Genomic DNA, 25374 nt, shown 5'->3' on the forward strand with positions numbered 1-25374 from the left:
CAATTTAAAAAAATACGGCTGATCAAAAGCCGTATCTGAATGGTTTAAGTTCTCCAACGTAAAAACCAGTTTTCAATCAATTTCATTAGACTATCTGTGATTTTACCGAGGACAGCCAGCAAGATAATCGCAATAATCACAATATCGGGCCGTGAGGTTTCTCGACCATCACTGAGCAGATAACCGATACCTTGTGTAGCTGCAATCAGTTCTGCTGCAATCATAAACATCCACGCTAGGCTTAAACTATTTCTTAGTCCAACGAGAATTCCAGGAGATGCAGCAGGCAGAACAATTTGGAAGATAGTTTGTAGATAGGTCAGACGGTATACTTTTGCCACTTCTAACAACTTTGTATCAACACCATGTATGGCAGATACGCTATTGGTATAGGTGGGAAAGAATGCACCAATCGCGATTAAAGTAATTTTGGAGGCTTCATCAATGCCTAACCACAAAAGCAATAACGGAATCCAAGCAAGGCTTGGAATAGATTTGATTGCTGAAAATGTAGGTTCTAAAAATTCCTCAATGTGTTTGTTTAAACCCACTGCAAGTGCAAAAATTAGCCCCAATAAGCTACCAATAAAAAATCCTAAAAATACGCGCCAAGTGCTGGTATAAATATGGGTAAATAAATCACCTGCGGCAAGCTCCTTGAATGAGCTAACTAAGCTACTTGGGGCAGGGAGAAGATAAGACTCAATCCATCCAAAACGAACTAAATACTCACATAATAAAATGAACAACAACGGAATCGTAATTCCTTTGACCCATTTTAAAACATTGGCCTTAAAGGCAGGTTTGTATAAACCCGCCTGCGCTATATGTACATTTGATTGTCTGTGCATCGATTGAGTATGTGTAGACCTTGTCATTACTTCTCAGCAACCTTGCCAATGACCTTTTGCGCATATTTGCTGTCAAATAGTTGATCCACAACTTGATTTACATTAGTTCCTTTTCGAACCAGTTCCTCTTCAGTCAAAATAGTGCCTGCTTTCTTTAGCGCATTAAGATGTTTCGCGGTTGGAATATTTTGATCTAGATTAGTTCGACTCAATTGCAACTTCGCCACTTCAAGTGGCAATTTTGCTTCACGTGCTAATAATTCTGCAAGCTTATCTGGATTGGCTTTTGCCCATTTACGTGCTTGTTCATAAGCTTTAATTACAGCCTCAACTGCTTCTGGGCTTTGGGTGCTAAATTGATCTTTTACACTTAACACACTGTAACTATTGAAAGCGATATTGCGATAGAGCAGTTTTGCACCTGTTTGCAATTGTGCAGACGCCATCAGTGGATCAAGACCAGCCCAAGCATCTACCTGACCACGTTCTAAAGCTGTTTTTCCATCTGGATGTTGTAGATGTACCAATTGCACATCGCGTTTATTTAAGCCAACCGTTTCAAGTGCTTGAAGAGTGAATAAGAATGGATCTGTACCTTTTGTTGCAGCAATTTTTTTCCCTTTGAGGTCTTTTAAGGATTTGATTGCTGAGTTTTTAGCTACGACTAATGCAGTCCATTCTGGCTGGCTTTGGATATAAACTGTTTTAATCGGACTGCCATTGGCACGACTCAATACTGCTGCTAAACCCGCAGTCGAGGCGAAATCGATACTGCCACTGTTTAAATATTCAAGTGAACGGTTACTGCCTTGGCTAAATACCCATTTGACCTCGGTTTTGGGTAAGGCTTTTTCTAACAGCTTTTGTTCTTTAACCACTAAACTTGTTGGGGCGTAATAGGCATAGTCTAATTTCAATGTTGTTGGGATGGCTGCAAAAGAATACGTTGCGGTTAAACTTAAGGCTAAGGTGGAAACTAAGCGTGTCATTTTTTTGCTAAAAACTTTCATATATACCCCATAAAACTCAAAGAGAAACACAGAGCTAGATATGTATGTTTTTTAGGGTGAAAGCACAAAAAAGAAAAACAGATATTGACTTCTTAAAATATGAAATGTAAAAAATATTGGTTTAACCATTTGAATTAATTTATGTTTCTGGGATATGCATATTTGTTTGTTGAATAGATGATTATTGAAATGAGTTATAAAAAAATATTCTAATTAAATTTTAGTCATTAGACAAAAAAAATGCCTCGGTATCGAGGCATTTTTGGATTGGGGTAAATTAAACTGGATAATCTTCCAGACTATCTGCAATTTCAACTTGGTCTAATGCATTGGTTTCAAGTGCCAGACAGAGCGCAACAATTTTTGCAGTATCAGCAATATTTTCTTTTTTCATTGCTAAGCCTGATTGAATTGCATCTAATCGTTCTTGGTGAATATCAAGCGCTTGTGCGACTTCTGATGCATCATTGGTTTTGAAAAAATCATTCATGGCATGTTCAAAGTCATGATCTGAAGCTTTTAAAATACCTTCGATAAGCTCATCTAAATGTTCAGTTTGAGCAGAAAGGGAATGGATAAAGTTTTGAACTAGATTTTGTTCTAGTACATCAATCATCTTAATCATGTTAGTGACCTAAAAGTGATTAAAGGGGAGGAGGGTACAACAGGGAATAAGCAGAAAATCTGCTTTAAATTGGGTAATAAATATACCATTTTTGATCAAATTGCAACCTGATTCAGATGAGCTGTAAACAGAGAGCCTGACTTTATATTGATATATTTTTTTATTATAGTTTTGATTTAAAAGAAATTTCCTAAAATACCGTTTTTTTATTGAACGATGTTATTTGGGTTCTCTATAAGCACCTGGACTTAGACCAGTCCATTTTTTAAATGCCCGATGAAATGCGCTGGCATCCTGAAAATTCAACAGCTCACTGATGTCTTGTAAGGTATATGTGGTTTTACAAAGTAGTTCAATCGCCATGTCCCGCCGTATATCATTTTTGAGTTGTTGGTAACTGCTACCTTCATTTTTTAAACGGCGTTGTATAGTGGCTTCTGAAATATTGAGCTGCGCAGATAGTTCACCAAGTTCTAACCATTCAGCAGGAGCAATAGAAAGTAATTGCTTGCGAATCATTGAACTTAAAGCCAAAGGATTCTTAAATCTTAATAGTAGATTTTCGGGGGTTTTTTTAATAAAACTATACCAAGATTTTTGGTCGCGTTTGATTTGAATATTTAAGTAGTTTGCATCGAATTGCAGATAATTTTCAACTGCTTGGTAAGTAATATTTTCACAGAATCGAACGCGATAATCGTTGTCATCTTCAGGAGGCATGCATTTTAATTGTAATTGATTGAGTAAAATTCTTTGATCTGCTAACCAACAGATTAAACTGTGAACCAACATGATATAAGTGGCATAGCAGAACATGCGCTTGGTTTGTAATTTGTCTGTAATGACAATGTATGCATAATTTTCATCTACAATCATTTTGCTGGAGAAATCATCCAAGACAAAATTAAAATATTGCAAAATTTGTTCAATCGCAGTCTGTAGGGTATCCGCTTGCATGACCATTTTAGACAATAAATTATAACAACCACGTCGCATCTGATGCGAGTCCATGCCAAAGAACTCATCATTCATATGGTCAGCTATTTTAGTCCAAAGTTTTGCATAAGCAGAAACAGCAATACGTGATTTGGCTGCCTGAAATATTTCCATTGGTATTTCTGCATCATGCAAAATCTGCTTTATATCATAGCCCTTATCTTGGGCACTGTTCAGGGCTTCATGTACCAATGCAATAGAAATTGTGCCTTTGCTTTCACTGAATTGTTGAATATTCACAAGGTATACTTTAATAAAACCAGATAATTTATGAAATTTTAAACAAAATTAAAGTAATTATGCATTTATTTTATTGTGGAAATAAAATGAATACAGAAACATATACTCAAATTTTATTCTAGATTCGTCAATGAATAATATGCTTTTTCTTGGCTTTAGCTCAATCTTTTATTACAAGAATGAAAGGGCTAGCTGTTGCAATTGATTAGCATTGAAAATAAATGATAATTTGTTATTTTAATGCATCTATGGTCAAAAATAATGTATAAAAATGAAATATTCACTTTTATTGCCATTACTGGTATTGCCAATCACAGTATTTGCACTTGAAAATACAAATAAAGAGCGACAGTGCCTGAATGTAAACGAAAGTATTACAGTTAAGTCTTGTCTAATAGTCCATGGGATTGGTACTGATGCTGAATATGTTGAACTTAATTTTAGTAAAAAAGTGTTTTTTATTGAAAAGCCAATAATATGTTATAACACCGAGTGTGATGTAAGACTTGGTGATCAATTTAATCATCTCAAAGTTGCTGAAGTCTATTATTTAAGTGAGAAAAATAAAAAGCAAACAACACGGTTAATTGGTAAATATTGGACGTGCTATAAACAAATCGATGGAAAAATTAATGTGTGTTATAGAGAAAAATAAGTATTTTAAGATTATAAGAGCATTGATCCATTCTCTCCTATTCTTTTATGTTGTGATTTGACGCTGTTGATCTTATGAAATATTGCTATTGTCCAAATACATCATACAAGATGCAACTTTTGGAAATTGTACTCAAGCTTGACTATGTTTACTCTGCATCTTAAGTCGAAAGTGGGTTTAATTCATCATTTAAACTGCTCTATTCAAACAATGAACTAGGAAAATAAAATGAAAATTGAAGGAAAAGTTTTTGTAGTGACTGGTGGTGCATCTGGATTAGGTGCTGCTACAGCCACACATTTGATTGGTCAAGGTGCGAAAGTGATCATGGTGGATATGAATCACCAGCTTGGCGAAGAAATGCAGAAGCGCTTAGGTGAAAAATCAAAATTTGTTCAACTTGATGTGACGGATGAAATTGCTGTTGAACAATTCTTTAAAAATGTGGAACAGGATTATGCGCAATTAAATGGCTTAATTAATTGTGCAGGGATTGGTCCATCCGCCAAAGTTCTGGGTAAAAATGGCATCCATGCTTTAGATGCATTTCAAAAAGTATTGAATATTAATGTCGCAGGAACATTTAACATGCTGCGTTTTGCCGCAGATGTCATTTCTCGTTATGAGTTACAAGTAGGTGAAGAAGATCGTGGTGTGATTATTAACACTGCTTCAGTGGCTGCGTTTGATGGCCAAATTGGTCAATCCGCTTATGCTGCGTCTAAAGGTGCTGTTGTTGCAATGACATTACCTTTGGCTAGAGAACTTGCGCAACATGCCATCCGTGTGATGACCATTGCACCAGGGATTATGGAAACCCCAATGTTGAAATCATTACCACAAAATGTTCAAGATGCGCTGGGTGATATGGTGCCTTTTCCTAAACGCCTTGCGAAGCCTGAAGAGTTTGCACAGCTTGTTGGTCATATTTGTGAAAATAGCTATTTAAATGGTGAAACAATTCGATTAGACGGCGCAATCCGTATGCAGCCAAAGTAATCCGGTCTAATCTATCTGCTTATGTCTAAAGTTGCTTTAACGCAAGCAATAGCAAACTTTTAAAAAATCAATACTGCCTGACATGATCTCAACCATCGTGTTAGGTGGACTTCAGCCTAAATTTATACAAACAACAAGATTTGACTGGTCGCTGATCATGATTGCAGTGATTTAAAATTTAAAAGTGCTGAGAGGGATGCTCATATGATTCTCAATGATGAACAAAAAATGGTTCAGGAAATGATGCGGAATTATTCGCAGAATAAACTTAAATCCACTGCTGCTGAACGTGATAAAACTGCAAAATTTCCTCATCAAGAACTCAAAGAATTAGGTGAACTGGGTGCATTAGGCATGACCGTATCTGATCAATGGGGTGGCGCAGGTTTGGACTATATTTCCTTGGTGACGGCAATTGAAGAAATTGCCGCAGGAGATGGTGCAATTTCAACCATTGTCAGCGTACAAAATTCTTTGCCTTGTGGAATAATCCAAAAATATGGGACAGACCAACAAAAACAAGACTACTTAATACCATTGGCAACAGGTCAATGGCTTGGCTGTTTCTGTTTAACCGAACCACAGGCGGGTTCAGACGCAGGTGCTTTGCTATGTAAAGCAGAACGTGATGGCGATTCATGGGTAATTAATGGAACCAAACAATTCATTACGTCTGGAAAGCACGCACAAGTGGCGATTGTATTTGCAGTTACGGATAAATCCGCAGCGAAGAAAGGGATTTCTTGTTTTATCGTTCCAACCAATACAGAAGGTTATATCGTTTCTCGGATTGAAGACAAAATGGGGCAACATTGCTCAGATACTGCAACAATTGTTTTTGAGAATTGTCGGATTCCTGCTGAGAACATATTAGGAAATGAGGGGGAAGGATATAAAATCGCCTTGTCGAATTTAGAGTCAGGTCGCATTGGTATTGCCGCTCAATGTGTGGGAATGGCACGAGCAGCATTGGAAGCTGCGGTTGAATATGCCAATCAGCGTAAAGCTTTTGGAGTAGAGTTGGTACAACATCAGGCTGTAGCATTTCGCTTAGCCGATATGGCCACTCAAATCGAAGCAGCACGGCAGTTGATTTACCATGCCGCAACTTTAAAAGATACAGGTTTACCTTGTCTAAAAGAAGCATCAATGGCGAAGTTATTTGCATCTGAAATTGCTGAAAAAGTCTGTTCAGATGCGATACAAATTCATGGTGGTTATGGTTATGTCGCTGATTTTCCGGTTGAGCGAATCTATCGAGATGTTCGAGTCAGCCAGATTTATGAAGGCGCTTCCGATATTCAACGTTTAGTTATCGCAAGAGCGGTGATTCATTAAGTTCAATTGTAGATTAGCGCATCAAAATTCTATCTCAAGACCAGCTTCGCACTGGTCTTTTTTTAAAGCCTTCCACCATGACAGGAAAAACAGATGTTCAAAAACCGCAATACAATTGAGGTATTTGGAAATTGTGTGTGAATTCTAATCATGATTATCTATAAGCATAGAAACACATGTTGAATGATTCAACATTTTAAAGAAAAGCTAGAAAGCAAAATATGGAACCGCACATCGAGATGATTTGTGCTGAAAATACAAGGATATTGCCATGAAAACATTGGAACAAGCCTATCAAGAATTCGATTATGAAAAACTAATCAATGAGCAACTGGTTGGCAACCCACAGTCAATCAATGCCTATATCGAGTGCTGCGAGCGTTTTGTTGGTTTAAATAAAGTGGCTTTGATCTGGGAAGGCAAAAACGGTGAGTCTTCACAATGGACCTTTGAACAACTGGCACAAGCAGCAGGAAAATTAGCCAATTATTTACAATCGGTCGGTTTAAAAACAGGCGATTGTATTGCTGGTTTGTTACCACGTACTCCAGAATTATTGATCACCATATTGGCAACATGGCGTATTGGAGCAATTTATCAGCCCTTATTTACCGCTTTTGAATCAAAAGCGATTGAGCATCGTGTAGCAACGGCCAATACCCAACTGATCATCACCAACATCGAACAACGTCCCAAACTAAACGGGATTGAACTTCCGCATATTCTGACCGTTCATCCACAAGATTTTGCCACAACAAAGCATGCAGATTTTTGGCAAGAACTAGAAAGTCAATCAGCTGAATGTGCACCCGTCATGATGAGTTTTGCAGATAATTTTTTAATGATGTTTACCTCTGGAACAACAGGTTTGGCAAAATCTGTTCCAGTGCCATTAAAAGCAATTTTGGCCTTTAAAGAATATATGCGTCACGCTGTTGATTTACGTGAAGATGATTCATTTTGGAACCTCGCGGATCCAGGTTGGGCATATGGTCTATACTATGGTATAGCGGGCCCATTGGGATTGGGACACAGTATCATCATGGATGAACGAGCATTTAGTGTCGACCATGCTTTGGAAATTATTCAAAAATACCAAGTCAGTAATCTTACAGGTTCACCTACAGCATTTCGTATGTTCTTTGGTTTTAAAGAAAAATTTAATACTTCGATCAAAGATCATTTACGTGCCGTTAGTAGTGCTGGTGAACCTTTAACTCCTGAAGTAATTCATTGGTTTAATCATGACTTAAATGTCAATATTTATGACCAATATGGGCAAACAGAATTAGGTATGGTAATAGGTAACCATCATGCTTTAACACATGCAATAAAAGTCGGCTCAGCAGGTTTTGCTAATCCTGGTCATCGTTTTGCAGTGTTAAATCAAGACAACCAAGAAGTTGAACGAGGTGAGATTGGAACGCTAGCAATTGACTTCTCTCAATCGCCACTCACATGGTTTAAAGGTTATGGTGGGAATAATCGTAAATCCTTTGTTGGTCATTATTACTTAACTGGAGATACGGTCCGTTTGAATGAATTAGGTGGGGTGGATTTTATTGGTCGTGCAGACGATGTCATTACAACTTCAGGTTATCGTGTTGGGCCATTTGATGTTGAAAGTACACTTTTGGAATGTGTCGAAGTTTTAGAATCTGCAGTCATTGGCAAACCTGATCCAGAAAGAACAGAGATCGTAAAAGCTTTTATTGTGCTCAAGCCTCAATTCAAGGGTTGTCAGCAATTGAATGCTAAATTACAAGAATATGTACGTTCACGATTATCTAAGCATTCTTATCCACGAGAAATTGAGTTCGTTGAAAGCTTACCTAAAACATCTAGTGGCAAAATTCAACGTAATTTATTGAAGCAGCAAGAAGTAGCTAAATTACAGCAAATACAATTGCTGGCTTAATATATTTTAAAGTTCCATGCTTTGCACCCGAAAGGGTGCTTTTTTTTATGATCAGCATGAGATCTCGTATTTCTAAGGTTCTTATAACAATTTTAGTCCACTTTGCCAGTAGTATATTTTGTCTAAACTATAAATGGATCAAATAGAATGATTTAAATTCACGATATTGTCATTAATAAAAATTAATCTGCTTTAAATTTCAACAAACGTTAAAAATTATGCAAAATTTAAAACTACATACACTTTGTTTAAGCCTTGCACTATTGGGCTGTTCATTTCCAAGCTATGCACAATTGATGTTTAGCCAATACATTGATGGTACAGTAAATAGAAAAGGCTTAGAAATTTATAATCCAGATGGCAGCACTGTAAATCTTGCAGATTATCAAATTGAACAATATACCAATGGGGCAACGAGTAAAACAGCAACTTACACCTTAGAGGGAAATTTAGCCAGTAAAGCAAAATTTATTATAGGTCGTACCGAATTACAGGCTGAACTTGGCACTAAAGTGAATCAGGTTGCTGGTTTGTCATTTAATGGTGATGATGCCTTGGTCCTTGTTTATAAAGGTACACCTGTAGACCGCTTTGGACGGATTGGGGAGAAACCAGCAAGTGGCGGCTGGGGAACAACAATCACCAGCTATCAAAATAGCCTAAGTAGAATAAAAAATAAAAATGATGTCAGCGCTGTAGATCCAAATAGTGCCTTTGATTTGGACAGTGAGTGGAGCAAATGGTCAGATCGTAATGCATTCAGTAGCTATTTAGGTACTGGTACAACGACACCGCCAATCACTGCAATCAGTTGTAGTACTGCTGATACTGCAATTGCAGATTTACAATCTGCGGCACAAAACCAACAATATGTGGTTCGAGGTGTAATTACTGCAGATTATCGCTATCAAAATGGTTTTTCAGGTTTTTATATTCAAACTCCTGACAGTAAAGCTAAAGCAAATTTAAGCAATGCGATTTTTGTCTATCTCCCTGCTGCAAGCACAATCACTGGCGGTAAAGTGGGTGAAGAAGTGATTCTGAAAGGGCGTTTAACCAATTATGAAAATCAATTGCAAATTGATCAACTGAGCAGCAATATTCAAACTTGTAATAATCAAGCCGCAAGTTTGGTGAGTTCTACTCCGATTCAACTGCCATTTTCAAGTTTAACCGATGCTACAGGCAATGCACCTAAGCGCTATCAAGGCATGTTGGTGAAAATTCCTCAAACCCTAACGGTTAGCGAGAATTATGATTATGGTCGATATGGTCAATTGTCTTTAAGTTTGGGACGCTTATATATCCCAACCAATTTATATCCTGCGAAATCCAATGAAGCGGTTGCTTTAGCAAAACAAAATTTACTGTCTAAGATTATCTTGGATGATGGTTATAACAATCAAAACAGAACACCATGGTTGCCACAAACATTTAATGCGGCAAACACTTTACGTACAGGCTATCAGCTTAAAAATGTTGAAGGGATTTTGGAATACCGTTTCAATGCTTGGCGTATTCAACCGATTCAAAACAAAGCTTTGCCTGAGGTTGTCAAAGACAGTAATCTGCGGAATTCAACCGTCTTGGCAAAAGAGACTAAACAGGTTCGTGTTGCCGCATTTAACGTCTTAAATTATGACAATTCTCCGCTGATTGGTGTTAAACCAGATCGTGGTGCAAACACCGAGACAGAATTTAATCGTCAACATGCCAAAATAGTCAGTGCGATTAAAACCATTGATGCAGATGTTTATGGCTTAATGGAAATTGCCAACAATGGTTATGGCGAAAAAAGTGCTGTGAATTACTTAACCAAAGCTTTAGGTGCAGATTGGAAATATGTCATCCCACCGAATATGGATAAGTTAGGTACTGATGTGATTGCAGTTGCGATTATTTATAATAGCAAACGTGTAAAAGCTGTTGGTAATCCTGTGGTATATGATGATTTGACACAGAAAAACCGAGTCACGATGGCACAAAGCTTCCAAGCGGTAACGGGAGGAAAAACCTTTACTGTTGTACCAAATCACTTAAAGTCTAAAGGTAGTTGTCCTGACGATAAAACTTCACCAGAAGCAAACCAAGGTGATGGTCAAGGCTGTTGGAATCCGACTCGTGTTACTGCAGTACAAAAGTTGATTCAGTGGATTGCAACCAACCCGACCAAAGCTGAAAAACCAAATTATTTATTGGTCGGGGATATGAACAGTTATGCCAAAGAAGATCCAATCTTGGCATTTGAAAATGCGAACTACAAAATATTGCTAAATGATGAAAAAGTAGGGCAAGGTAAATCTGCATATAGCTATGTCTTTGGTGTGGCCAGTGATGCAACCGGGAATGGTGGTGCGGGTAATTTAGATCATGCCATTGCAGATGCAAACTTATACCCAATGGTTAAACGTACTTTTGCATGGCATATCAATGCTGATGAACCAACAGCATTAGACTACAATGAAGAATATAAGACTGAAGAACAAATTTCCGCTTTCTATGCGCCAGATGCTTTCCGTTCTTCTGATCACGATCCGGTTATTGTTGATTTAGATTTAAATGAATCAAGTGGTGCTACAGGCGGGCATAAGAGTAGTGGGGGTAGTACGGGACTGTGGTCTTTGTTTGGACTGATGTTACTTACCGCGACATCAGTATTTGCGCGTTCTAGAAAGAAATCCTAATACGCATATATCCTTTTAAGAGAAACTAGTGGTCTAGTTTCTCTTTTTTTATGCTTTTATAAAACTCAAACTGTATAACATAACAGTTTGTATAATATAGTAATTTTCATCAACTGATTTAAGATGGAATCTCTTCATAGATGAAATGATATTGGTAGAAATACTATTTCATTCATCTAAATCATTCAGTTTTATCTTTCAACGGTACCATGGCTCGGATCACGGTAAAACCATGCTGAGAATGGATTTCAAAACTACCTCCAATTCTTTTTACCCGCACTTGCATACTCTGTAAACCCACATGCAAGCCAGCTTGAACTTGATCTACTTCAAAGCCAATACCATTGTCTTGAATCGTTAAAACGAGCTGTTGTCGCTCGTCTTCAACCAACGAAACTTCGACATCAGTTGCATGGCTATGTTTTACAATATTGGTTAAGGCTTCTTCTGCGACACGAGAAAAGGTTAAACAAACCAATGCAAGAGGTTTATGTTTCCATTTTTCTGCAAAAATCCAAGTTGATTCAATTTCCATTTCTTCGAAAATTTGTATAAAACGATGACGCAATGGCGCAACCCACATCACTGGGCTTTCTGGTATTTTTGCTCCAGCACTACTTCCTGAGTCAATCACTTGGCGTAAGTCATTTCTTAACAATTTAAACATAGAGATCACTTGCTGTTTTTCAATATGTTCACTGTGATCCAATATAATCATCGAGCGAACAATTGAACCACCCAGTCCATCATGTAATTCATGGGACAAGTTTAGACGCTCTTGCAACCGCATATTATCAATTTCGAGTTGGTACTTTTTATCTAAAGATTGTTCTAAATCAAACGTGACTTTTTCAATAGTTTCTTCAAGCGTCTGATTAAATTTTTCAATACGTCCAACATTCTGTGAAATACGATAAGCCAAGATAAACGAGATTGCTAAGCTGGTAATTGGTGCGGCCAATGGCGTCCAATAGAGCGTCTGATCCAGATGATGGATCATGCTATAAAAATCATGAACAATAATAAGTAAATAGATGAGGAAAATAAATGCAAGCAGGAGAATGTCCATCTTTCTACGTTTAAAAGCAATCCACTGAAAAAACAAGCAATTAAAAATAAATACCATGCCAGAATAGAAAAAGACAGAGGACAAGCTACGTTCTAAATAATTGATTGGTGTCAACAGCAATGCCACAATCGCGATTGTAGAGGTCAATAAAAGTAAACGTTCTAAATACGGATAATGGCGATTGGCAAAACGCCAAGCAAATAAACAGAGGCAATAGGTATATCCAACTAAAAATACCAGATTTAAACGTGCTGTTAAGATACTGTCGGTAAAAGGAATAGGAATGGTCGAAATAATATTATAGGCAAACAATACCCATAAAAATGAAGTTAAACCAAACCAGCCAAAGGCTTTTTCTTGGCGTCGAAATAGCCAAATGGTAAAACCTGTAGTTCCCACCACAAACGTAATAATAATATTGATAAAAAATAAAGTTCGCCGTTCAAAAACCAACTGATCCTGTTGATTGGCGATATCTTCGGCTTGACCAAATTTAATTTTTCCTAGACCTGAATGTTGTGATGCAACCCCCACAACACGGACTAAAATTTCATTTTGCTGGTTTTGAATAGATGTAGCAGGAAGCACCCAATATCTTGGCATATTCCAACTTCTAGACAATGGCTCTACTAAGGATTTGTCTTTCCATAACAGTTCATTATTGCTATAGACAGCTCCTGCAATATTGATTCGTTCAATCAGTAAGGCGACAGGTTGATTTTCCTGATCGCACTGATATTGCCATTTGATTTTATACCAAGCAGCGCCTGTGTAGTTTTTCCAGCGCGTTTCCCAGTCATCTGGCAAGGTGACTGTTTCCCATCCCTGTTGGGGAACCTGTTCAAGATTTGCAAGCGCTTGAGCAACTTGTATGCTTTGGATTTGAAAATGGCAGGCTGCATCTGTTGCATTGGGCTGAGCTGTTAAGAGAGCACCAGCAAAAGCAAAATGTTGTGTCAAACTTAGGATAAGACCGAAAAGCCCGATTAACTTTAGAATTAGTCGAGTAATCCTAAGTTGCGTGCTGTATCGATGGCTTTGGCTCTGTTGCATACCGCAAGTTTCCGATAAATATGTTTAATATGAGATTCAACGGTATAACGGGATAAATTGAGTTGATCTGCAATTTCCTTATTGCTTAAGCCTTGAGAAACTAGTTCTAAAATTCCCAATTCTCTTTTGGATAATACACTGTCCTGATCCATTACCTTCTGAATGGGCGATGTTTTATTTGAATTATTTTTCTCATTAAAATGTAGTTGTTTTAAAATTTTTTGGGCAATAAATGGATCAATAGGGGCCCCACCACGTAAAACACTTTTAATCGAAAGAGAAACTTCCAAGTCATCTCTTTCTTTCAAAACATAGCCTGTTGCACCTGCACTTAATGCATTGAGAATGGCATCTTCAGTGCTCCAAGCTGAGATCACTAAAATCATGATGGTTGGATCATAGTTTTTTAAAATTTCAATAAATTCAATTCCATTTCCATCAGGCAAGCCTAAATCAACCAATGCAAATGAAGCTGAATGTATACTGAGTTGTTCTTTGGCTTGAGCTAAACTTTGGGCAAAACGTAAATCTGAAATTGAGTATCCAAGATTAATTAATATGTCAGTCAGTCTTTTTTGTATAAGAGGCTCGTCTTCTACGATGATAACTGGAACAGGTAAACTTAACTCATTGTTCATGATGTAAAAAACTCGCCCATGTCTATTGGACTTAGTTTTTCAGATATTGATGACTTTATCTATACCTGATAATAGGTATTTTTAGTATTTAATAAGGGTCTGTTGATATTTCATAAATGGCTTGCGTTGTAGGTTAAAATTGAGCATGAGACGTATACGTCGTAAAGCATGAAGAGAATAGCGAGACTATTTTCAAGTTTCATAACGAAGGCTGAGATAATTTTAACCACAACCCTGAGCAAGAACAAAGCACTGCTTTGTTTGCAGCGCAAGGCGCAGCGGGGACTAGCGTGTTTTTTGCCTCTACATCGTTACCTTGCGAAACGATGTTTCTCATCATTTAGAATGACTAAATTTCGTATTTCGCGCCTAGTATCATCTAAAAATATTCGTAGTCGCAAACATAGACGAATTGTTAACAGACCCAAAGTGATTAGAAATGAATATTCAGTTTATTACAATCGAGTTTTAACGCGCTAAATGAGTATCAAATGATGTCTAAAGTCAATTTATTGAGATCAAGTTAACTTTTTGAGATAAGGTTATTGAGACTGGTTAAGTAAATATTCAAATTTTAGTAGATAAAAATCACAATTTAAAAGCAAAATATCGGTTATATTCGATAAATAATGGATTATTTTTATAATGGATGTCGTTTACGATGATTAAATTCCTTAGAAATTTGGCAGTGATGCAATGTATTGCGATTACCATTTTGGCTATTGTTCTTTACTTGTATTAAACACTTAGCATCACTGCCTTAAGAAAAATAAAGATGTTTATTTTACCGCGCTAAATTGATCAACTAAGCTTCGACTTGCTTCATTCATCCCTATAATTTCAACCTGAATGTTATTTTGCAGAAACTTGTTCTGTGCCTGATTGAGCATACTGACAGAGGTAATATCCCATATATGGGCATGAGTTAAATCGATAATGACATGATCAATAGATTCATTAAAATCGAAAAACTGAAAGAATTTGTCTGAACTGCTAAAGAAAATTTGCCCAAAAATTTGATATTTACGGGTCGTGCTGTTCAATAGATGAGACTGGACACGCACTGCATTTTCTAATTTATTGACTAAGAAAAGTGCAGATAAAAGTACACCAACCAATACACCTAAAGCTAAATTATGCGTCATTAGTACAATGACCACCACCGCAAGCATCACGCTATTGCTTTGTTTGGGATGTTTTGAAAAGTTTTTGACTGAATCCCAGTTGAATGTAGTAAAAGCCACCATAATCATAATTGCCACAAGTGCAGCCATTGGAATATAAGACAGCCATTCTTTTAAAAAGACCACTAAACACAGTAAAAAAATACCAGCAATCAAGGTCGATAGGCGAGTTCGTGCGCCAGAAGATACATTGATAATTGATTGCCCAATCATGGCACAACCTGCCATCCCTCCCATAAATCCACTGACCATATTGGCGATGCCTTGACCACGACATTCTTTATGACGATCACCTTCAGTTTGCGTCACTTCATTAACAATTGTAGTTGTCATCATGGTTTCGAGTAAACCCACGGTGGCTAAAGTGATGGCATAAGGAAAAATAATTTTTAAGGTATCCACGTTAAGTGGAATGTCTGGAATCAGAAATAGTGGTAAAGTGTCTGGAAATTTTCCTAAATCACTAACTGTACGCATATCCGAACCCAAAAATAAGGCAACTAAACTTAGTACAATAATGCACACTAAGGGTGAGGGAATGAGTTGACCGATTTTGGGAATATAGGGAAAAAGATAAACCAACCCTAAGCCAAAGGCGACAAATAGATAAGCCGTCAGATCCATACGTTGTAATTCAGGAATCTGTGCCACAAAGATGAGAATGGCCAATGCATTAACAAAACCATAGACGACAGACTGTGAAACAAAACGCATCAGCTTTGCAACTTTAAAATAGCCAGCAAGAATCTGAATAATTCCAGTCAAAATTGTGGTGGCAAATAAATACTGTAAACCGTGATCTTTGACGAGGGTAACCATGAGCAATGCCATCGCGCCTGTGGCTGCGGAAATCATTGCAGTACGTCCACCGAAGAAAGCAATGCTCACTGCAATACAAAATGATGCATACAGACCAACTTGTGGATCTACACCTGCAATTGCAGAAAAAGCAATTGATTCAGGAATAAGTGCTAAGCCCACGACCATTCCAGCAAGTACATCTGTACGAATATTGGAAAACCATTCCGCTTTTTTTAGACTAATCACTACAAACCTTTCATCATTCTTTAAAGATGCGTATGTTAAAACATCTCTTAGTGAAAAAGCAGTTAACTTTGACTTGAAAAAGTCTTCATTTTGTTGAATATTCAAGTTATAGCTGATTTTATAAATTTATGCTTTTTGCAATTTTATGTTTTACGACTTGAAATTGTGATCTGAGCCATTTACAACTTAAACAGTCATATAACAAGGATTAGATATGAAATTATATTATTCACCAGGTGCATGTTCTTTAGCGGCCCATATTTTACTCAACGAAATTAATGTTGATTTTGATCTAGAACGTGTTGATTTAAAAACGCATAAAACAGAAAAGGGCGCAGATTATTACGAAATCAATCCAAAAGGCTATGTACCCGCATTAGAAATCAATCCAGGGTTACTTTTAACTGAAAATGTTGCAGTACTGCCTTTTATTGCACAACACGATCCTAAACAAGATTTGATCCCACCATCAGGTTTGGGACGTGCTAAAGTTTTAGAATGGTTGGGTTATTTAAACTCAGAGTTGCATGATGAATATGCTGTCTTCTTTGATCCAGCAATCACTGAAGATGAAAAAGTACGTGGCTATGCAACCATAGATAAGATGTTGAAATATATAGATGACTATCTTGCCGAGTCTGAATACGATTATTTGGTTAATGACCGCTTTGGTCCTGCTGATGCGTACTTGTTTGTACTGACAAATTGGTCGAATTCAATTCATCATGATCTAACTCCATTTACCAATATTGTGGCATTACGTAATAAAGTTGCTGAACGTCAATCTGTACAGATTGCAATGCGTGATGAAGGTTTAATTCCTTAAGTATAGTGGAATAGAGCTACAAAGCACCTACGGGTGCTTTTTTATTGAATTGATTAAAGTGAAATGGGCAGAAGCAGAAAGAATTAGATATTTATTGTTGATTTTTAGTCAATAATGTTTTGTTTATTTTTGCGTTTTTTGCAATAAGAATAAGCTCTATAGTTGCGCCATAAATCAAACGTATTGGCAAAACATAGGTAAACAATGAGTAATATCTTAATCGTAAATGGTGCAAAACAGTTTGCACATTCAAAGGGTGAATTAAACGATACTCTGACTGACTTGGGTAAAGCAGTACTTACCGATTTGGGGCATAGTGTAAAGGTGACACGTACTGATGCAAATTACGATGCTCAAGAAGAAGTGGAGAAATATCTCTGGGCTGATGTAGTGATCTATCAAATGCCAGGTTGGTGGATGGGTGCACCGTGGACCATGAAAAAATATATTGATGATGTTTTTACCACTGGTCATGGCCGTTTATATGCCAATGATGGTCGTAGCCGTTCTAATACTGCCAAGAAATATGGTTCAGGTGGTTTAATTCAGGGGAAAAAATATATGTTGTCATTAACTTGGAATGCACCCTTACAAGCGTTTGATGATCCTGAGCAATTTTTCCATGGTGCTGGTGTAGATGGTGTTTATTTACCTTTTCATAAAGCCAATCAATTTTTAGGGATGGAAAGCTTAGAAACATTTATTGTCAATGATGTGATTAAAGCACCGCAAATTGCGCAATATGAACAAGCATATCGCCAGCATTTGCAGCAGCTTTTTGCTTAAATTAATTGGTATTTTGAATATCTCATTTAAAAATTTAAGGAGTTTAAAATGTTGACCATTGTGGCTGAAATCCGCGCATATCCAAATGGATTACACAAAGATAAAATTATCCAAGCATTTAAGAAAATCACCCCAACAGTATTACAAGAGCAAGGTTGTCATGGCTATCAGTTATTGGTTGACGCTGATGTTGATGTAAGTTATCAAATCAAGGATTGTGATTTGATTGTGATGCTTGAAAAGTGGGAAAGTATTGAGCTTCTCAATGCACACTTGCAAACTGAGCATATGCAAGCTTATCATCTTGAAGTAAAAGAGCATGTTGCTGATGTTAAAATCCGTATTTTAAACAATGGATTTTAAAATTTATACATTGCTGGATAGATTAAAAATATATAAATCAAAATGTCGAGCTTGATTATTGAATCTAATACTTAAAGTCAACCCAGCCGAGTTGGAGCGAAGTAGTTTAGTTTACTTTTGTGGGGGAGTGTTGGCCTTATTGCTTTTGTATGGAAGATACAGAGCATCTTCCATACATTCTTCCCCAGCTTTATGAATCGTTGGTAGATGTGAAAAGTGTTCTATTCAAATTCACCGTAGTCTTTAAAATTAATCTGCTCAAGTTTAAGTGAATAACTGTTCTTTAATTTAGACCAAGAAACTTGCTTAGCTTGATCCTGATTTTCAAACGCACTACCTCCCGTAGTATTTTTAATTTTACCTGTTAGAAAATTGATACTTTTCGCACTGGTTTCACCAGAAGCGCGATGGAAGTAATCTGTATCGTAACCAATTAGTTTAAAAGACTGGTTTTGATAACGAAAAGTAAAAGCGTTGTTATAGACAGACCATGAACCGCAACTGAGCCAATAATGTAAATTAATTTTAACTAATCCATTTTTGATGTTGAGTGGATCGCTTTCACCTAAAGGGTCAGTAAGACAGGGTGATTCTTGATCTCCCTCAGTAGGAAGCAAGGAATTACTTGCAATAAGACGATAGCCTTGAGGGCCTTTAAATAAAATTAATAACTTTCGATTGTTTAAATTCAGCTGAGGATTACCTAATCCCTCATTTGTCACAATATTTTTTGGATCTGTATTTTCAATAATTAAAGCAAGATCCGCTTGTTGATCACCATTTAAATCACCTTGTGCTTTACTCAGTACTTTCCAGTTTTTGGGGACAAATGATTGATAGTCAGCTTTGGTATTGGTGTCTGCCCAAACCAAAGCTGAGCATATTGTTAATGTACAAAATAAAAGTAACCCAGTTTTGTTTTTCATTATTTTTCTCCAATAAATTTAACGCTAAAGTTATGAATAAATTCTTCACTATCCCAAGGGATATTTTCCAAAGTATAGCCTGTCGAAGTTCTCAGTGTTTTCCAAACAATTTTGGCTGGCGTTTCAACTTGTGCAAAGATATTTGGAGTTGTGGTTACTTTGGCTTTGTTGCTTAGAAAGTTAAGGCTGGTTTCTTTTAGTTTGCCACTAATTTTATCTAAATCATAAACATCAAATCCAATGAGGTGGAATTGATTGTTCTTCAGTTTAAACCCATAGGTATACATCAAGCCATATGTATTGCTACAAGATGACATGGTATTGAATAACACATCTAAGCGTTGATTTTCTATCGTCAACGTAGAATCATCTAAAGCATCTTCGATACAGAGTTCTTCTGAACGATAGGTCCAGTTAGAAATTTGCCGACTTAGCTTGAGTTGTAATTGTTGATCTTTTCGAAACAGTACTAATAGCTTTCGATTGTGCTGGTTTTTATTTTTGGGTTGAATGATGATAGCAATATCCTGTCTACCATCCTGATTCAAATCACCCTCTGCTTGAGCAAGAATTTCCCAATTATTTGGAATAAATTTTTGTAATGAGTTGGAAGGTTGATTTGCAAAACTTAGCGATGAATAAGCGATCAGGAGAAGGGTGGTATTTATTATTTTAGTCATGATCTCTCTCAATGAATGTATCAAGATATTTTGAGCCTAAAAGTACTTCGGAAAATCCTTTTAGGCAATTCAAACTATTATTTAAAGAAATAACCTGTTTCAGGTGAGCTTGCATTTGCCATACGTTTACGTGGCATACGACCCGCCAAATACGCTTCACGTCCAGCTTCAACCGCTTTCTTCATTGCTGATGCCATTAAAACTGGATGCTGTGCAGCGGCAATCGCGGTATTCATGAGTACACCATCGCAACCTAGTTCCATTGCAATTGCGGCATCGCTCGCAGTACCTACACCAGCATCAACCAAAACTGGCACTTTGGCATTTTCTTTAATAATTGAAATAGTATGTGGATTTAAAATGCCTAGACCAGAACCAATCAAGCTACCTAAAGGCATAATCGCAACACAACCCATGCTTTCGAGTTCTTGGGCGACAATAGGGTCATCTGATGTATACACCATCACTTCGAAGCCATCTTCAATCAATGTGCGAGCAGCATCAAGTGTTGCTGTTATATTGGGATAAAGGGTTTTCTCATCACCTAATACTTCCAATTTGACCAAGTTATGACCATCTAAAAGTTCACGTGCAAGCATACAAGTACGTACTGCGCTATTGGCATCAAAACAACCGGCTGTGTTTGGTAAAATGGTATATTTTTCAGGAGGAAGTATCGACAGTAAGTTGGGTTGATCTGGATTCTGCCCAATATTTACTCGGCGAATCGCAACAGTCACAATTTCAGCGCCACTGGCTTGAATTGCTAAATCAGTTTCTTGCATATCTTTGTATTTACCCGTACCAACAAGAAGGCGTGATTGAAAAGTACGAGAACCGATAATAAGAGGGGAGTTTTCAGTAGGAAAATCTAGCATGGGAGAGCTCCAAATTAGCCGCCACCGACAGCGTGAATGATTTCAATACGGTCTTTTTCAGTAATAGGGGTAAGTTCAAGTTTACTTTTTGAAATGATCATTTCATTCATTTCTACGGCAAAGCGTTTACCTTCGAGTGAAAGTTCCTGAACCAGTTGTAAAAGATTTTGGCAAGCGGTTTCTTGAGGCTCACCATTTAAGAAAATTTGCATATACATTCCATTCGATTGCGCAAATTGTGAGGTCTAAAATCAAAATAAATTTATTTAGCGTATTTCAATGCGTTCCATGCAAGAACTAGCCAACCTGCAATCATGAGTGCTCCACCAATGGGTGTAATTGCACCTAAACCTCGTGGTAAACCTAGTGCCATGACATAAAGCGAACCGCAGAAAAATAAAATACCGATTTGGATGAGTAAGAAGCTAGCTTTGATTGGAAGTTGTGGAATGACTTTACCGAGAATCGCCAATGCCAATAGACCTAGTGCATGGTAGAAAAAATAATCGGTTGCTGTTTGCCACCATACCAACTGAGCTTCAGTTGCATGAGCTTTTAAACCATGTGCGCCAAATGCACCTAAGATTACTGCAAGCGCTAAATTCAGTGCTGAAATTGCAATCCACATAAGCCAGTCATCTGCATTAATTTGCGCATAACATTAACACAATTTCAAAGCGGGATTAAAGGCAAAATCTATTAAGAATAAAGATTTGACAAAAATATCTGGCAAAATAAAAGGGCATGTCGCCCTTTTATTGAAAATTTAAATTTTATCTTGTATGTAGACAGTTTTGAAGATTTAGTTGGATGACATGGCAACTTTAATTTTGTCCATAGCATTTTTTTCTAACTGACGAATACGTTCAGCAGATACATTGTACTCTGCAGCCAGTTCATGCAAGGTCGATTTATCATCATCTAACCAACGGCGCTGTAAGATGTTGCGTGAGCGATCATCTAACTGTTCCATGGCATTATGCAAAGCTGATGTACTTTGTTCTTCGTAATCTTCTTCTTCGACTAAACGGGCAGGATCATAGCGGTTATCTTCAAGATAAAGTGCTGGTGCAACATGGGTTGAGCCTTCGTCATCGTCATCGCCTTGAGCTTCAAATGCAGCATCATAAGCAGTTAAACGACCTTCCATTTCCAAGACTTGTTCAGGTGTTACATTTAAGTCGTTGGCAATCGATTTTGCTTCTTCAAGTGTGAGTTTTTTACTCGATTTTTTTAGGCTACGTAAATTAAAAAACAATTTACGTTGCGCTTTGGTGGTCGCAATTTTGACAATACGCCAATTGCGAATCACATATTCATGAATTTCAGCCTTAATCCAGTGCACAGCAAAAGACACCAAACGTACACCCATATTCGGGTCAAAGCGTTTGACTGCTTTCATTAAACCGAGATTACCTTCTTGAATTAAATCACCTTGTGGCAAACCATAGCCCGCATAACTGCGCGCAATATGCACCACAAAACGTAAGTGAGACATCACTAACATTTTCGCAGCATCTAAATCTTGATCGTAAAAATAGCGATCAGCTAACTCTTTTTCTTGTTCAGCTGTCAAGATTGGAATCTGATTTACGGTGCTGATATAAGCACCTAAGTTAACACCTGGTGCAGATAAGGACAGGGGCATCAACTGATTGCTGCTGTCACTCATGGGTTCTCCTTATAGGAATTTCGTTGTATAGCTAATGTATTCATCTTAATTCGAATATTGTACATAAGTAAGGAAATTTGGGTATCGAAATGTAAAAATATATGCAAATTTGCAAAAAATAATTTGAATCGAAAATAATTAAGATTCAATTAAGTAATGAAATTCATGCTCTGATCGTTGAGTCAATTGGCAAGTTATCTTATTGATCTCGCAATAACGAGTAATGTCAATTTCGCTGTGCGGATCAGAGGACATTAAGAGAAATATTTGATTAGGCAATGCTCTTTTTAGTTCACGTTTTAACATTAATAGAGGCATTGGGCAGGGTTTGCCCATACAATTTATTTCAATAGTTGTCTGACCTAAAGTTTCATTCATTTTTTGGCAAGGTAACAATAGGGTGATGGAACGCATATTTTACCAAGTTTATTGAAACACCCCAACAAAAATTGGAAAATTCTTCAACAAATAAAAAATAATCGTGAAGCTGTTTAAAAAACACGCTTGATATCGAAAATAATTATCAAAAAAAATTCTATTAATTGTCATAAACCCATGTTAAGCTCGTTGCGTATTTAGGATTTATCAGAAACAATTCTTGTTTTGAAACCCTATTACAAGATGGATGTAACCGGGATTTTGTTAATAGTTTTACAGAATGATTACAAGCTTTGAAATTAGAAAATATTTTAAAACTTTGTTTGCTCTGCTGTTTGCAACACCGGGTGGTCCCTTTTTCTTAATAACTGAGGATTAACTTATGACAGCTCGTGAACAAGGCGTAGTTAAATGGTTCAACGACACTAAAGGCTTCGGCTTTATCCAACGCGCAGGCGGTGATGACGTATTCGTTCATTTCCGTGCTATCCAAGGTGACGGTCATCGTTCACTTCGTGACGGTCAACGCGTTGAATTCAGTGTTGTGCAAGGTCAAAAAGGTTTTCAAGCTGAAGAAGTTCAGCCTTTAGACTAATCTTAAATTTTTAAAATTTAAGTGGCGCTCCAATTTCTTATAAATTGGGGCGTTTTTTGTTTATAATGGGCGCAATTAAAAGTGTCTACAGTTAGAGCTCGTATTTATGTCATCAGGTTTCGAAACCCTTAATTTACATCCGCAACTTAAACAAGCGATTGATGCTTTAGGGTTTAAAGAAATGACCCCAATTCAGCAAAAAGTATTGAAATATACTTTAGCAGGTCATGATGCAATTGGTCGTGCTCAAACCGGCACAGGTAAAACAGCAGCATTTTTAGTCAGTATTATTAATGATTTGCTCACAAACCCAATTCAAGAACAACGTTTCCGGGGCGAGCCACGTGCATTGATTCTTGCGCCAACACGTGAACTGGCAATTCAAATTGAAAATGACGCAAAAGATTTGGTCAAATATACCAATCTAAATGTCGTGACTTTGGTTGGTGGTGTAGATTTTGATAAACAAAGAAAGCAATTGGATCAAGGTTTTGTCGATATTTTAGTAGCAACCCCGGGTCGTTTAATCGATTTCACCGAACAAAAAGAAGTTTGGTTAGATCAAATTGAATTTTTAGTGATTGATGAAGCTGACCGTTTATTAGATATGGGCTTTATTCCATCAGTTAAACGGATTGTGCGTTTTTCTCCACGTAAAGAACAGCGTCAAACGTTAATGTTCTCGGCAACATTTAGCTATGATGTTCTCAATCTTGCACAACAATGGTTATGTGAGCCAGTTACAGTAGAAATTGAGCCTGAAAAGAAAACCAATGCTGATGTGGAACAACGTGTATATGTGGTCGAAAAGAAAGATAAATATCGATTATTACGTGAAATTTTGGCAGATGAACCCATTGAAAAAGTGATGATCTTTGCCAATCGGCGTGATCAAGTTCGTAAACTTTATGACCATTTAAAAGCTGATGGTTATAAGGTGGTGATGCTATCTGGTGAAATAGCGCAAGATAAACGTTTGAAAATGTTGGATCAATTTAAAAATGGTCAACATAATATTATGATCGCAACAGATGTTGCGGGTCGTGGTATCCATGTTGATGGCGTATCTCATGTGGTGAATTTCACTTTACCTGAACAGTCTGATGATTATGTACATCGTATTGGGCGTACAGGTCGTGCAGGTACGCAGGGTGTGAGTATTAGTTTCTTATCTGAAGATGATGCATTTAATTTACCGACTATTGAGAAAGCGATTGGGCAAAAATTGCCTTTAACTCGACTAGAAGGTTATTGCTAGTTTTTTTGTTTCTTTATCGGATTGTGCGTAAAAAACCCACTTATTTAAAGTGGGTTTTTTAATGGCTATTTTTAATTTAGAAGACTAAACGGATTAACTTGCTTTACAGCTAAAGGTCAGAGTTGTTTGATAGTCAGTATCTTTTTCAATACCGTAATTTTTGCCCATCACTGAACCTAATACGCCTGCTGCTGCAGTGATCATTTTTCCAGTTTGTTCATCGACTACACCTTTTAAGCTGCCATGGTATTCAGTTTTTTCATCAACCAAGACGGGCGCACCTTTTTTACCGCAAGCCTTGTTTGCTGCAGTAATGGCATTGTTTTTTGCCGTAATTTGATCTTTACCTAAGCCAGTAACTTCATACTGGTTATCTGCTTTTTGAATCGCTAAAGTTTGTGTTGGATTTGATGCACATGCTGTGAAGAGTAATGCTGAACTAGCAAGTAAAGTGATCGTTGTTAATTTATTCATATTGATTCTCAAATTCCTGTACTAAAAATTAAAAAGATAGTGCTTTTAAATTAGTTATAATTTGAGCATAGAATGTGGGCTAAATATTGAGAAACATGTATAAATTTTGCAGTTTTTTTTGAGTTTATTGATGATTTGGCTTTATTTTTAAAGCCACAGGGTATTGAAGGCATTTTTTTTGTGAGCAATCATGATCATTGATAACCTAACAATAAGTTGTATGCATTATTG

General features: G+C 37.0%; 25 protein-coding genes. 10 read left to right on the plus strand and 15 right to left on the minus strand.

What is annotated here, in order from left to right:
• Positions 1–44: 44 nt before the first annotated feature.
• From ACG9ZL_RS07205 to ACG9ZL_RS07220, 4 genes are all read right to left on the minus strand, one after another.
• Positions 45–878, minus strand: a complete 834-nt coding sequence (locus ACG9ZL_RS07205) for an ABC transporter permease (protein ID WP_419327773.1) — start codon at positions 876–878, stop codon at positions 45–47.
• Complete coding sequence (locus ACG9ZL_RS07210; protein ID WP_419327774.1) at positions 878–1861, minus strand: aliphatic sulfonate ABC transporter substrate-binding protein; 984 nt, start codon at positions 1859–1861, stop codon at positions 878–880. Before ACG9ZL_RS07210 ends, ACG9ZL_RS07205 begins: the two co-directional genes overlap by 1 nt.
• Before the next feature lie 277 nt (positions 1862–2138).
• On the minus strand, positions 2139–2486 hold the full coding sequence (locus ACG9ZL_RS07215) for a hypothetical protein (protein ID WP_336954281.1): 348 nt from the start codon (positions 2484–2486) through the stop codon (positions 2139–2141).
• Between the two features lie 219 nt (positions 2487–2705).
• A complete protein-coding gene (locus tag ACG9ZL_RS07220) occupies positions 2706–3722 on the minus strand; it encodes an AraC family transcriptional regulator (RefSeq protein ID WP_419359569.1) in 1017 nt (338 codons plus the stop codon).
• Positions 3723–3993: 271 nt separating this feature from the next.
• On the opposite strand from ACG9ZL_RS07220, the gene ACG9ZL_RS07225 reads away from it, so the two are divergent.
• The 5 genes from ACG9ZL_RS07225 (at position 3994) to ACG9ZL_RS07245 (ending at position 11316) form a co-directional block, all read left to right on the plus strand.
• Positions 3994–4377, plus strand: coding sequence for a hypothetical protein (locus ACG9ZL_RS07225; RefSeq protein WP_336954279.1), 384 nt, complete (start codon positions 3994–3996; stop codon positions 4375–4377).
• A 228-nt stretch (positions 4378–4605) separates the two neighbouring features.
• Positions 4606–5376: a 3-hydroxyacyl-CoA dehydrogenase gene (locus ACG9ZL_RS07230; RefSeq protein ID WP_336954277.1), complete on the plus strand. Its 771-nt coding sequence runs from the start codon at positions 4606–4608 to the stop codon at positions 5374–5376.
• 204 nt (positions 5377–5580) lie between these two features.
• Positions 5581–6714: an acyl-CoA dehydrogenase family protein gene (locus tag ACG9ZL_RS07235; RefSeq protein WP_419359571.1), complete on the plus strand. Its 1134-nt coding sequence runs from the start codon at positions 5581–5583 to the stop codon at positions 6712–6714.
• 271 nt (positions 6715–6985) lie between these two features.
• The gene (locus ACG9ZL_RS07240) at positions 6986–8632 is read left to right on the plus strand and encodes an AMP-binding protein (RefSeq protein WP_419359573.1); all 1647 of its coding nucleotides are present in this window, start codon (positions 6986–6988) and stop codon (positions 8630–8632) included.
• A gap of 218 nt (positions 8633–8850) precedes the next feature.
• Positions 8851–11316 (plus strand): ExeM/NucH family extracellular endonuclease, encoded by a 2466-nt coding sequence (locus ACG9ZL_RS07245; RefSeq protein WP_419359575.1) that lies wholly within the window; start codon positions 8851–8853, stop codon positions 11314–11316.
• Between the two features lie 181 nt (positions 11317–11497).
• Here ACG9ZL_RS07245 and ACG9ZL_RS07250 read toward each other — a convergent pair whose 3' ends face one another.
• The 3 genes from ACG9ZL_RS07250 to ACG9ZL_RS07260 all read right to left on the minus strand — a co-directional run bounded on the left by ACG9ZL_RS07250 (position 11498) and on the right by ACG9ZL_RS07260 (position 16307).
• Complete coding sequence (locus tag ACG9ZL_RS07250; protein WP_419359577.1) at positions 11498–13438, minus strand: sensor histidine kinase; 1941 nt, start codon at positions 13436–13438, stop codon at positions 11498–11500.
• A complete protein-coding gene (locus ACG9ZL_RS07255) occupies positions 13384–14076 on the minus strand; it encodes a LuxR C-terminal-related transcriptional regulator (protein WP_336954270.1) in 693 nt (230 codons plus the stop codon). The genes ACG9ZL_RS07250 and ACG9ZL_RS07255 overlap by 55 nt, the downstream gene beginning before the upstream one ends.
• Positions 14077–14855: 779 nt before the next feature.
• Entirely contained in the window at positions 14856–16307 is a 1452-nt protein-coding gene (locus tag ACG9ZL_RS07260) for a SulP family inorganic anion transporter (RefSeq protein ID WP_336954269.1), read from the minus strand.
• 214 nt (positions 16308–16521) lie between these two features.
• Here ACG9ZL_RS07260 and ACG9ZL_RS07265 point away from each other — a divergent pair, with 214 nt between their 5' ends.
• The 3 genes from ACG9ZL_RS07265 (at position 16522) to ACG9ZL_RS07275 (ending at position 18282) form a co-directional block, all read left to right on the plus strand.
• Positions 16522–17133, plus strand: coding sequence for a glutathione binding-like protein (locus tag ACG9ZL_RS07265; RefSeq protein WP_004719407.1), 612 nt, complete (start codon positions 16522–16524; stop codon positions 17131–17133).
• 204 nt (positions 17134–17337) lie between these two features.
• Positions 17338–17919 carry an NAD(P)H-dependent oxidoreductase gene (locus ACG9ZL_RS07270; protein ID WP_336954267.1) on the plus strand — a complete coding sequence of 194 codons (582 nt, stop codon included), beginning with the start codon at positions 17338–17340 and terminating at the stop codon, positions 17917–17919.
• A gap of 48 nt (positions 17920–17967) precedes the next feature.
• A complete protein-coding gene (locus ACG9ZL_RS07275; protein ID WP_419359579.1) occupies positions 17968–18282 on the plus strand; it encodes a putative quinol monooxygenase in 315 nt (104 codons plus the stop codon).
• 221 nt (positions 18283–18503) lie between these two features.
• Here the strand turns inward: ACG9ZL_RS07275 and ACG9ZL_RS07280 are convergent, their stop codons facing one another.
• The 7 genes from ACG9ZL_RS07280 to ACG9ZL_RS07310 all read right to left on the minus strand — a co-directional run bounded on the left by ACG9ZL_RS07280 (position 18504) and on the right by ACG9ZL_RS07310 (position 22816).
• Positions 18504–19208 (minus strand): hypothetical protein, encoded by a 705-nt coding sequence (locus ACG9ZL_RS07280; protein ID WP_336954265.1) that lies wholly within the window; start codon positions 19206–19208, stop codon positions 18504–18506.
• Complete coding sequence (locus tag ACG9ZL_RS07285; RefSeq protein WP_336954264.1) at positions 19208–19888, minus strand: hypothetical protein; 681 nt, start codon at positions 19886–19888, stop codon at positions 19208–19210. The genes ACG9ZL_RS07280 and ACG9ZL_RS07285 overlap by 1 nt, the downstream gene beginning before the upstream one ends.
• Before the next feature lie 77 nt (positions 19889–19965).
• Positions 19966–20766: a thiazole synthase gene (locus ACG9ZL_RS07290; RefSeq protein ID WP_336954263.1), complete on the minus strand. Its 801-nt coding sequence runs from the start codon at positions 20764–20766 to the stop codon at positions 19966–19968.
• 14 nt (positions 20767–20780) lie between these two features.
• Positions 20781–20978, minus strand: coding sequence for a sulfur carrier protein ThiS (gene thiS, locus ACG9ZL_RS07295; RefSeq protein ID WP_336954262.1), 198 nt, complete (start codon positions 20976–20978; stop codon positions 20781–20783).
• A 50-nt stretch (positions 20979–21028) separates the two neighbouring features.
• The gene (locus tag ACG9ZL_RS07300) at positions 21029–21394 is read right to left on the minus strand and encodes a DUF423 domain-containing protein (protein WP_336954261.1); all 366 of its coding nucleotides are present in this window, start codon (positions 21392–21394) and stop codon (positions 21029–21031) included.
• A 174-nt stretch (positions 21395–21568) separates the two neighbouring features.
• Complete coding sequence (gene rpoH / locus ACG9ZL_RS07305; protein ID WP_336954260.1) at positions 21569–22438, minus strand: RNA polymerase sigma factor RpoH; 870 nt, start codon at positions 22436–22438, stop codon at positions 21569–21571.
• Positions 22439–22576: 138 nt separating this feature from the next.
• A complete protein-coding gene (locus tag ACG9ZL_RS07310; RefSeq protein WP_419359659.1) occupies positions 22577–22816 on the minus strand; it encodes a sulfurtransferase TusA family protein in 240 nt (79 codons plus the stop codon).
• A gap of 382 nt (positions 22817–23198) precedes the next feature.
• On the opposite strand from ACG9ZL_RS07310, the gene ACG9ZL_RS07315 reads away from it, so the two are divergent.
• Together ACG9ZL_RS07315 and rhlB are read left to right on the plus strand one after the other, a co-directional pair.
• On the plus strand, positions 23199–23411 hold the full coding sequence (locus tag ACG9ZL_RS07315; protein WP_004822370.1) for a cold-shock protein: 213 nt from the start codon (positions 23199–23201) through the stop codon (positions 23409–23411).
• A 106-nt stretch (positions 23412–23517) separates the two neighbouring features.
• The gene (rhlB, locus tag ACG9ZL_RS07320; RefSeq protein WP_336954259.1) at positions 23518–24669 is read left to right on the plus strand and encodes an ATP-dependent RNA helicase RhlB; all 1152 of its coding nucleotides are present in this window, start codon (positions 23518–23520) and stop codon (positions 24667–24669) included.
• Positions 24670–24762: 93 nt separating this feature from the next.
• Here the strand turns inward: rhlB and ACG9ZL_RS07325 are convergent, their stop codons facing one another.
• Positions 24763–25143, minus strand: coding sequence for a hypothetical protein (locus ACG9ZL_RS07325; RefSeq protein ID WP_004719430.1), 381 nt, complete (start codon positions 25141–25143; stop codon positions 24763–24765).
• Positions 25144–25374 lie beyond the last annotated feature (231 nt).

Source organism: Acinetobacter legionensis, assembly GCF_048551735.1.
GTDB lineage: Bacteria > Pseudomonadota > Gammaproteobacteria > Pseudomonadales > Moraxellaceae > Acinetobacter.